The sequence below is a fragment of the Isoalcanivorax indicus genome, assembly GCF_003259185.1.
Taxonomy (GTDB): domain Bacteria; phylum Pseudomonadota; class Gammaproteobacteria; order Pseudomonadales; family Alcanivoracaceae; genus Isoalcanivorax; species Isoalcanivorax indicus.
In genome coordinates this window covers 204,174-214,220 of record NZ_QGMP01000003.1, presented here as the reverse complement: position 1 = coordinate 214,220, position 10,047 = coordinate 204,174, and the positions used below count along the sequence as shown (strand labels likewise).

Annotated in this window: 8 protein-coding genes; all 8 read right to left on the bottom strand. The window is 54.3% G+C overall.

The features are described 5' to 3' along the window. The coding region (locus DKW65_RS14450; protein ID WP_111658123.1) for a transposase at positions 1 to 243 on the bottom strand (243 nt) is incomplete at its 3' end. Between the two features lie 319 nt (positions 244 to 562). Next, positions 563 to 1,282 carry a hypothetical protein gene (locus tag DKW65_RS15970; RefSeq protein ID WP_162925892.1) on the bottom strand — a complete coding sequence of 240 codons (720 nt, stop codon included), beginning with the start codon at positions 1,280 to 1,282 and terminating at the stop codon, positions 563 to 565. 616 nt (positions 1,283 to 1,898) lie between these two features. Then, complete coding sequence (locus tag DKW65_RS15965; RefSeq protein WP_162925891.1) at positions 1,899 to 4,511, bottom strand: NB-ARC domain-containing protein; 2,613 nt, start codon at positions 4,509 to 4,511, stop codon at positions 1,899 to 1,901. Between the two features lie 67 nt (positions 4,512 to 4,578). Next, the gene (locus DKW65_RS14435; RefSeq protein WP_162925890.1) at positions 4,579 to 5,361 is read right to left on the bottom strand and encodes a hypothetical protein; all 783 of its coding nucleotides are present in this window, start codon (positions 5,359 to 5,361) and stop codon (positions 4,579 to 4,581) included. Between the two features lie 716 nt (positions 5,362 to 6,077). Further along, positions 6,078 to 8,171: a polyribonucleotide nucleotidyltransferase gene (gene pnp, locus DKW65_RS14430; RefSeq protein ID WP_111658119.1), complete on the bottom strand. Its 2,094-nt coding sequence runs from the start codon at positions 8,169 to 8,171 to the stop codon at positions 6,078 to 6,080. 138 nt (positions 8,172 to 8,309) lie between these two features. Beyond that, on the bottom strand, positions 8,310 to 8,579 hold the full coding sequence (gene rpsO / locus DKW65_RS14425; RefSeq protein ID WP_111658118.1) for a 30S ribosomal protein S15: 270 nt from the start codon (positions 8,577 to 8,579) through the stop codon (positions 8,310 to 8,312). Positions 8,580 to 8,645: 66 nt separating this feature from the next. Next, entirely contained in the window at positions 8,646 to 9,566 is a 921-nt protein-coding gene (gene truB, locus DKW65_RS14420) for a tRNA pseudouridine(55) synthase TruB (RefSeq protein WP_111658117.1), read from the bottom strand. Positions 9,567 to 9,606: 40 nt separating this feature from the next. Beyond that, the gene (gene rbfA, locus DKW65_RS14415; RefSeq protein WP_111658116.1) at positions 9,607 to 10,044 is read right to left on the bottom strand and encodes a 30S ribosome-binding factor RbfA; all 438 of its coding nucleotides are present in this window, start codon (positions 10,042 to 10,044) and stop codon (positions 9,607 to 9,609) included. Between the last annotated feature and the right edge of the window lie 3 nt (positions 10,045 to 10,047).

The window sequence follows — 10,047 nt, the reverse complement described above, 5'->3', positions numbered from 1 at the left end:
CGTCGCCTTTTTTAGGAACTCGTTCTCCTCTTTCATGGAGTAGTCCACCCCCTGGACGCTATTGAACTGCTTGTCGGACAGCCGCTTATACTGCCGACGCCAGTTATAGATCTGGCCGGGGTGAATACCGAGTTCCTTCGCTACCTCGGCGGCGCTGGTATTGGGATCATCGGCACGGCGTACCGCTTCGCGTCGAAAATCTTCAGTGTAGTGATTGTACTTGTTCCGGGTCTTTCTGGTCATAATGACACCCTCCGTTAAGTGGGGATTAGGTGTCTACTTTTCTTGGGGAACTCGGATTCATAACGCCCCTTTAAATTACGTAGCATAGAAATTAAATCAAGGACAGAAACTGGATAAAATGGGCAGGACAATCTCTCCCCTTGCAGTATTGAAATAAACCAGGTGCTCCGCCTACCTACCTTCGTACAATTAGTACCTTTCCCAGATCTTCTGTCCGCATCCTAAACGATCCGCCCAATTACGACGCAAAAAAGCGTTTGAAGACCAAAACACTCATCCTTACCGGCACGAAGAATATGTGCATAGCACCCAGACTTATTCATTGCAATTCCGGATAGGGACAGTGTCCGAATGGCTGGTAGTCTCCTCTGTAGTTTGCTCTAGCTGCTCCAGGGATATCACCCCATTCAATGCCTGTAAAATGCAATTTATAAGAATAGGAAGTGCCCGCAGATCCTGTACTAATGCTAATAAGGAGCAGAGCAGGATTCATCCTATCGGCTCGAACCAAGTAAAGAGCCTCAGCATTGGCGGATGAATTTCCCGCACTGAAGCAAGACAATGCCGTCAAGTCCAGGCCGTGACGGCGCAGATATCTCGGACCTAGGTCAAGACTGGGGGAAACGCTTCTAGCACTCTGGAATTCAATCGAAGACGCGCCAATTCGAGGACCTCTAATAAAGACCTCCCAGCTGTATTCGTCTTGAATGTTTTCTGCAACAGTCCTTTCTCCGTCGGCCAAAAGGAGTATTGTTCCTTCGTATTCAGCCCCCTGGGCCGTCGATCTTTCTATATCTTTAACCACACCCTTGAAGCGATTGTAGTCCTGAGCATCTCCAGATAGGGTCTCAGTTGGCTTCCCAGGCCCCATCGCCCATACGATCACTTGCGCAAGCTCGTACCCCCCACCCTCCGAAGAGTCTAAAACTGCAGTAGACACCCCTAATGCAGAAATTTCATCTGTTCGAAATTCCTCATTCTTCTCACATGCAACAAGGATCGCCCCTAGCAGTATTGCCAGTGTTATACGAATTATCATTGATTCCCCTCATCTGCCAATTGGTAAATTGAACATATGCGTCCGGCGAACCCACCTACCCGATGCCCAGCACAATCGGGGACACTCACGAATTCATGATATTAACTTCCGCCGCGGCGCCTCGATGGGCTGATCTCACCTATTAAAAGTGGGCACTCATTTAGGCGCACATCCGCGCGTATTTTCCTCTATCACCGGATCTCACATCGACATATAGCCATAAGTTATCAAACAACCTTGGCCTGATGCCATTTTGGTCTGTTTATTGTTTCCAAACCCAATTAAGCCCATTCTTGCTTGATATTCTGCACCGTACCGCCTGTGCGCTTATCTATCCAAGCGATCGTCGGCGACGGATCGGCAGAGCAAAGTCATTGGGGCTAGGCTTCCCATTTACCAAAGGAAAATTTTGAGTGGAAATTGGGAGACCTGACTCCAGAGATTGGCCTCTAATTCCCCAAAGGGAAAACTTTAGTGGGAGATGAGGGACCTTCTCCCATAGATTTCCGCGGCGGGAAATAGCACCCATCCAAAGAAAGTGCTTGAAAGCGAAAGCGCCATAGAGTAAACAAAAGCTGTCACGAAAAACTGCCGCATCGGTTAGCCATATTGGGCATCATCTTTCCAGACGTTCAATGAGCCGGACACAATGCTCGTCGCCCAAGTCCTTAGATAGACCTTGCTTTGCTATATCGTAGGCTAGATCCTGATTTCCTATATTCAGATAGAGCCAAGCCAACTTGGAGCAGTTGGTGGCATCGAGATCAAAAATATGACGTCTCATTTCCTCTGCAACTCGTTCGATAAGTTGCTGGACTTCATTCGACCAAGATTTCTCGACGCCACGCCCTTTCAATTCTTTGAGATTGTTATTTATTCGATTAGCAACTACGCCGAATGTCTCAGGAGTAGCCATAGGAAGCATGGCCACTTCGCTAAGAGCATGAACTTCGCCTACTGGGTCGTCATCCGCATGACAAATATCTGCCAGCCAATACCAAGCATACTCCTTCTCTGCCGCTTCAGAACTCTCGAGATAGCGTCGAATGTAACTCTTCACACGGCTATTATCTGGATTTTTCTGCTCCGACAGAAGGGTCGCGACCCTCAAAAATGCCTTAGGGACCCTTGTCCCAAGGTATTCTAAAACTGGCAAGAAAGATTCAAGTGCCCCGGGGTCTTCGCTCGCCCGCGAAGCCGCCGCAGCAACCAGCCTGTCAATTCTGGGCATCACCCCATGTCGCGAAGAGTCACGACTTCCAGCACCGAACTCCATCAACAGCTTTCGATCAAGCTCCACGGCGACTTTGAATGGGCTTACCTCTAACTTTCGACGACCAAAGCTTGCGGCCGCCAAAGGCACACCGATGAATGCTTGCTCTTCCTCCTTATTCACGACTTCCTCAACTAGCGAATATCTTCGAAGCTCATCAATCGCACCCGAGACATTGAATCGTTCGTTGTCAGGCCGCAAGGCTACCGCTTCCACAGCAATAGATGGAACGAATGCTCGCCAACTAGAAAGAAGGAGAAATATTCTTTGCCCGGATGGGCTCAGCCCGGCATACGTTCTTTCAAATAATGCGAGCAGCAATTGGTCGGCGCCCGCAATAATTCGCTCTGGCGTTACCGCGCGCCCTTCCTTAGCAACTTGCCCAAGCAAAATCTTTATTACATAGGGATGCCCGTCCGATTCATCAATAAGCTTCTGGGTATAAGCATCACTGACTATGTCTGATATCCCCAGACGTCTTGCCTCCTGCACCACTAACTGTCTTGCCTCTGAGTCGCTCATCCCGGTTATCTCAATTGGGAAATCGCCATGAAATTCCCTAAATCGGGTAGTAATTAGCACTTTGTTTGGGTGCCTTAAATGCGTATCAACCCATCGAAAAATTTCAACTGGATCCTCAACGGTTTCAAAATTATCAAGAATAAAAAGAGTCTTTCCTGCTGCGCCTTCAGCGAGACATCGCTCGAAAAATTTTTGCGGCTCAAACCCCTTCTGGCGATACTCTGGAGGCTCCATCAACTCTACTATAGATCTTGAAATAGATTCTTTTGTCACGACTTTCGGCCTGACAGGCTTTGGTCCATTGTCAAGAAGATCAACATCACGAGAACTCATCCAAAGCACTACGTCATATGGACACTCTTCAGATTTCGCGAGAGACTCAACAACAACCAGCGTCAATGTGGTTTTTCCTATCCCCCCCGGCCCAGTCAGGGTAATAATTGGATGCCTTTCTAGCTTTAGCAATTGCTCCCGTAATAATTTCTCGAGCTCTTCACGTTTAATATGGCCTCGCGCTAGATCAGGCAAATTGGTAAAAGTATTTCCAAGTTGGTCAAGCTTTTCATTTCCCTCTGTATGACTAGCAGGCAACCGCCCAGGCGGGCTTGACCAAGCAGATCCGGATTTCCGCGAAACCTCATCCGTTATTAGCGACAAAACTTCAAACTCATCAGACTTAAAATTTCCATTTGGCAAAAATATATCTTCAACCCCAGGACCACTAAAAACAAGCGGCACGCAATGAAATCCGTCGATATATATATATACACCGCCTGGAAGAAGGATATCTTTCGACCTCTTCAGATGCTCAAATTGCAGCCCCTCACCCATCATGGGGGATACGCGGTATTTTCCAGTAAGATTTTGATACAAGTGCACCCAGTCACACTTGAATATTTCGCAATTATCCCAAAGCAAAATTATTACTTCATTTAGAATTGGGCATATTTCATTACATGTCTCGGTCGTAATTGCTCCGTGCCCCCTAGTTCGATTCCGAACCGCCACAAAGAATTCGAAGAATTGTCTCAGCGCAACCTTGTTGCCAATTTTTGCGGGTAAACCCAACCTCTCTGCAATAGTTGAAATTCTCTTCACCACAGAGAATCGCCAATCTCCTTCCTGTACACGCTCTGTAAGGTCACGTGTAACATGCAGGGTTTGAGGACGAAAAAATTGTGCCGAAGGCCCTGTCAATGTGGATTGCAGTACACCAACCCACTCGCCAATACCATTTGCACGAACTAGAGCATATTCGAGAGAATAGCGGTTACGGTCTGCATCGTCGCCTAGACAGGACATGACACCTGAAACCACTATTTTTGTTATGTATTCTATTTCAAACAGCAAGGCGTAGTAGTAAGCTATATCGCCCTCATCCATATCAAAGGCGACACGGGAGCGAATCTTTTCTCTTAGTGGTCCCGCACTCATTCAGCAATCTCCTAAAACTATAAAGTTATGCTCAAAGCCTCTAGGGCGAAGACACATATCCACTTGACTAACTTTCATCTGTGATTAATGGATTCTGTGAATCACTAGGCAATTCTTCAGTTCTTGCCTGTGTCCTCCAGACTATCTCTGTAATCTCTTTGACCCGATCGACAATTGGTTTCGCATCCTCTCCAAGCTTGCGCAGAACGACCCCCGCATCCCCAATCATGCCCCAAAATCTGTCCAGGTCTGATACCTTCTTATGCAGTTCAGACTGGAGCCTCTCTAAGCGTTTAAGCAAGCGCTGCTTATGCTCCTCTTCTAAAATTTGGTTAGCTGATATTTCTTTTCTAAGCTCGTCAACTAGCGACTGGATTCTATCCAAGTCTCCCTGGCTGAACTCGAAGCAGAAAGTCGCATTCAGCGCAACTTTATATTTGCTCTTGAAAGAGTCGATCTTTATCTGTGTTGCGTGCCCCTCAAACTCATATTTCACATTATGGATGAATTCGAAAAGGCTAGCGGAGTTGGCCTGGATGTCGCCAGACTGCTCCTTGATCTGGAAATGTGAAAGAAGCCCTTTGGCTTCTATCAGTGCCTCAATAAGCGCCGACGCTTCAATAAGGATTTGTAAGTGGTGCTTCTCCCAGCCATCATCTGGCGGTGTTCGCTCTATATATTCAATAGCTTCATTAGCCACGTCGACAATCCCCTGAATTGGATTGTCCTCAGCAGCCTTAATGAACTCATCATCAAAAATCATTGATTCACCATCGATATCGTCAGTTCCACAGAAGAAATCTCGCAGCGGCACACGAAGTGGCTCCAGTGCCAGGTGGATGTCTGCCACCCCATTCGTGGATACTTCGGGCTCTGATGCCCAATCCCTGGAGGGAGTCTATCGCGACGATAAAGCTCGACAAGCTCCACGATTCTCGCTACTACTAGGGGGCACTCTTAGGGGGTACTCTCAAAATTTTTCTGGTGGGCAAAGCTCCACCTTCATCGTATGAAACAAGGCTTCCACTATCGCACATTGAGTGGATTGCCCTTCCAGCTCATGCTGCGCCCCCCACCCGCTGTGTTGAGCACATCTGTAACCATGCGCGGCGTACTTGATATCTTGATCAAAATGGAAGAAACAATCAGGTGACAGCCTTCCGCGCAGCAACACCATGCGCAGCGCGCTCTTGGTCAGTTCACAGGGGAGCTTTTAGCTCGGCTACCAGCTCACAAGTCGGCGACTGATCAGATCGACTACCACTGTCTAGCAAGGCGATCCCTTACTGGTCTTGATGCAAGTGAAATCGCCCGCCCAATACACACCCTAAACCTCACGCACGCTACCGCCCTACCCGACATCCCACGCATCATCCCATGCAGTGGCGAGCATCATGATTTTTTCAGCATTTTGATAGCGTAGCGGGCGGCGCCTCTATTGGGCGCTTGTCCGGCATGCCAGTAACCCTGCACTGATACTGCCTCGCCGGAAATGTGATGGCAAGCACACAAACAAAAACGCCACCCGAAGGTGGCGTTCTCGCTTGGGGCTGAAGAAGCGCTTACTTACGCTTCAGCGGCCTCTTTCATGGACAGCTTGATGCGGCCACGCTGATCCACGTCCAGCACCTTCACCTTGATCACGTCGCCTTCCTTGACGTAATCGGTGACTTTCTCCACACGCTCCTGGGCGATCTGGGAAATGTGCAGCAGACCTTCGGTGCCCGGGAAGATTTCGACGAAGGCGCCGAAGTCCACGGTGCGGGTCACTTTTCCCTGGTAGATCTCGCCCACTTCCGGCTCCGCCGTCAGGCCTTCGATCTTGGCCACAGCAGCGGCGGCCAGGTCGCGGGTTTCGGCGTACACCTTCACGGAGCCGTCGTCTTCGATATCGATATTGGCGTTGAACTCTTCGCACAGGGCGCGAATGGTGGCGCCGCCTTTACCGATCACGTCGCGGATCTTGTCCGGGTTGATCTTGATGGTCAGCAGGGTCGGTGCATTCGCGGACAGCTCGGTGCGCGACTGGCTGATCACCTTGTTCATTTCACCCAGAATGTGCAGGCGGCCATCGCGTGCCTGGTTCAGGGCGGTTTCCATGATCTCTTCGGTGATGCCCTGGATCTTGATGTCCATCTGCAGGGCGGTCACGCCTTTCTCGGTACCGGCTACCTTGAAGTCCATGTCGCCGAGGTGATCTTCGTCACCCAGGATGTCAGACAGCACGGCGAAGCGGCCGTCTTCTTCCTTCACCAGGCCCATGGCGATACCGGCCACCGGGGCCTTGATCGGCACACCAGCGTCCATCAGGGCGAGGGAGGTGCCGCACACAGAGGCCATGGAGGAGGAGCCGTTGGACTCGGTGATTTCCGACACCACGCGGATGGCGTAGGGGAAGTCGGTCTCGCTGGGCAGCACGGCTTGCACGCCGCGGCGGGCCAGGCGGCCGTGGCCGATTTCACGACGCTTGGGGGAGCCGACCATGCCGGTTTCGCCCACGCAGTACGGGGGGAAGTTGTAGTGCAGCATGAAGCGGTCCTGGCGTGAACCTTCCAGGGCGTCGATCAACTGGGCGTCGCGCATGCCGCCCAGGGTGGCGACCACGATGGCCTGGGTTTCGCCACGGGTAAAGATGGCGGAGCCGTGGGCTTTCGGCAGGGCTTTTACGGCCACGTCGATGGCGCGCACGGTGCTCTGGTCGCGGCCGTCGATACGCGGTTTGCCGGACACAATGGCTTCGCGCACGATGGCTTTTTCCAGCTTGCCGAACAGGCTGCTGATTTCGCCTTTCTCGGGGGCGCCTTCTTCGCCGGTGGCGAAGGCTTCCACGGCTTCGGCTTTCAGCTCACCCACGCGGGTGTAGCGGGCCATCTTGTCGGTGATGGTGTAGGCCTCGGCCAGGGGGGCGCTGAAGCGCTCCTTGATCTGGGCATACAGGGCTTCGTTGGTCTGGGCCGGGGTCCACTCCCACTTGGGGGTGCCGACTTCGGCGGCGAATTCATTGATCGCCTTGATCGCCGTCTGCATTTCCATGTGGCCGAACAGGACGCCGCCGAGCATCTGGTCTTCGGTCAGTTCTTTGGCTTCGGATTCCACCATCAGGACGGCGGCTTCGGTGCCGGCGACGACCAGGTCCAGCTCGGACTCTTTCAGTTCGGAGTAGCGCGGGTTCAGTTCGTACATGCCGTTGCGGAAGCCAACGCGCGCGGCGCCAATCGGGCCTGCGAAGGGGATGCCGGAAATGGCCAGGGCGGCAGAGGTGCCGAGCATGGCGGCGATATCCGGATCAGCGTCCTTGTCGGTGGACATGACGGTCGCGATCACCTGGACTTCGTTCATGAAGCCTTTCGGGAACAGCGGGCGGATCGGGCGATCGATCAGGCGGCAGGTCAGGGTCTCTTTTTCAGAGGGGCGGCCTTCGCGCTTGAAGAAGCCACCGGGAATGCGGCCTGCGGCGTAGGTCTTTTCCTGATAGTTGACGGTCAGGGGGAAGAAGCCTTTGCTCGGGTCAGCTTCTTTCTTGCCCACCACGGTGACCAGCACAGCGGTGTCGCCGATGGTGACCATGACAGCGCCGGTAGCCTGGCGAGCCAGGCGGCCCGTCTCAAGCACGACCGTGTCACGGCCATACTGGAATTCCTTGCGTACAGTTTTAAACATATCTCTCGTCTCTTCTCTCGTCTCTTCTCAACAACGTTCAACAGCTTCCAACAACCAGCGCCAGCACCCCGTATAAACAACAAAAGCCCGGGGCTACCGAGCTTTTGTCGAGAACACCATCGTGGCGTGGGTCCGGTCTTAGCGACGCAGGCCCAGGCGCTCGATCAGTTGCGCGTAGCGCGTCAGATCCTTCTTCGCCAGGTAGTCCAGCAGCTTGCGGCGCTGGTTTACCATGCGGATCAGGCCGCGGCGGCCATGGTGATCTTTCTTGTGGCTCTTGAAGTGGTCCTGCAGGCCGTTGATGTTGGCGGTCAGCAGGGCAACCTGGACTTCAGGGGAGCCGGTATCGCCGTCTTTCTGGCCATACTCTTTCAGGATCTGGGCTTTCTGCTCAGCAGTCAGTGACATGTCTCTCTCCAAATATGCGCAATATCGAGTCGCGGTCAGCCATGCATATTTATAGCTGCCGCCGGGTTATGCCGTCTGGGCGACCAGTCGGCGAGGGGCGATCATACCATCTTCCTGTACCTCTCCGACACCCAGAAATGCACCGGATTCGGCGTTATACAGGGTCACCATGCCGTCGCGGGGGCGGTCGGCGGCCATCACGGGCTGGCCCTGGCACAGGTAGAAGGCCGCGTCGCGGCCCAGCTTCACCTGGGGCCAGTCAGCCACGGCGGTTTCTACCGGCAGCAGGCGGGCGTCGAGGGCCTCGAAGCCGCCCTCTTCCTTCAGGCTGCCCAGTTCGTCCAGGGTCAGCATGCCGTCGGTGGGATAAGGCCCGGCGGACAGGCGCCGCAGCAGGGTCACGTGGGCGCCGCAGCCCAGGGCCTCGCCCAGGTCTTCCACCAGGCTGCGCACGTAGGTGCCTTTGGTGCAGTCCACTTCGAAATGCAGGTCGTCGCCGTCCTGGCCCAGCACCTCAAGGCGGTGAATGGTCACCTGGCGCGGCTGGCGCTCCACCTCGATGCCCTGGCGGGCCAGCTTGTAAAGGGGCTGGCCCTGGTGCTTGATGGCGGAATACATGGACGGAATCTGTTCGATGTCGCCCAGGAAGGTCATCAGGGTGCGTTCCACGGTGGCGGCGTCGGCGGTCACCGGGCGGGTGTCGCGCACTTCGCCATCGGCGTCGCCGGTGTCGGTGGTCACGCCCAGGCGGGCGGTCACGCGGTAGGACTTGTCGGCGTCCAGCAGGTACTGGCTGAACTTGGTGGCTTCACCGAAGCAGATGGGCAACATGCCGGTGGCCAGCGGGTCCAGGCTGCCGGTGTGGCCAGCCTTGGCGGCGGCAAACAGGCGCTTGACCACTTGCAGGGCGCCGTTGCTGGTCACGCCGGGGGGCTTGTCCAGCAGCAGAATGCCATTGATGTCGCGTCCACGGCGTTTTCTGGCCACGGGCGGGGCTCCTTATCGTGTGCGGGCTGGCGTACCTGAATCAGCGCTGCGGATCGGCGTCGCTGTCGTTATCGTTCTGGTCGTCGGCCGGGTCCTGGATCAGGTCGCGGTCTTCGGCGCGGGCCTGGTCGATCAGGCTGGACAGGCGGCTGGCCTGTTCCGGCAGCTTGTCGTAATGAAAACGCAGGCGTGGCGTGGTCCGGGTGTTCAGGTCTTTCGCCAGTTGGCTGCGCAGAAAGCCTGCGGCGTTGCCGAGCACGGCTTCGGCCTGGGCGCCGTCTTCGGCGTCCTGGCCCAGCAGGGTGAAATAGACATCGGCCCAGGACAGATCGCGGGCCACGCGCACCTGCTGCACGGTGACCAGACCCAGCCGCGGGTCCTTGACCTCGCGGCGGATCACTTCGGCCAGCTCACGCTGGATATAGTCACCAATGCGGTCGGTGCGCTGAAAGCCCTGCGGGCGACGATGCCGGCTCATGAA

Coding starts and splice junctions, on each gene's coding strand:
- pnp (WP_111658119.1), bottom strand. CDS start 8,171: ATGTTTAAAACTGTACGCAAGGAATTCCAGTATGGCCGTGACACGGTC.
- DKW65_RS15970 (WP_162925892.1), bottom strand. CDS start 1,282: ATGATAATTCGTATAACACTGGCAATACTGCTAGGGGCGATCCTTGTT.
- rpsO (WP_111658118.1), bottom strand. CDS start 8,579: ATGTCACTGACTGCTGAGCAGAAAGCCCAGATCCTGAAAGAGTATGGC.
- DKW65_RS15965 (WP_162925891.1), bottom strand. CDS start 4,511: ATGAGTGCGGGACCACTAAGAGAAAAGATTCGCTCCCGTGTCGCCTTT.
- rbfA (WP_111658116.1), bottom strand. CDS start 10,044: ATGAGCCGGCATCGTCGCCCGCAGGGCTTTCAGCGCACCGACCGCATT.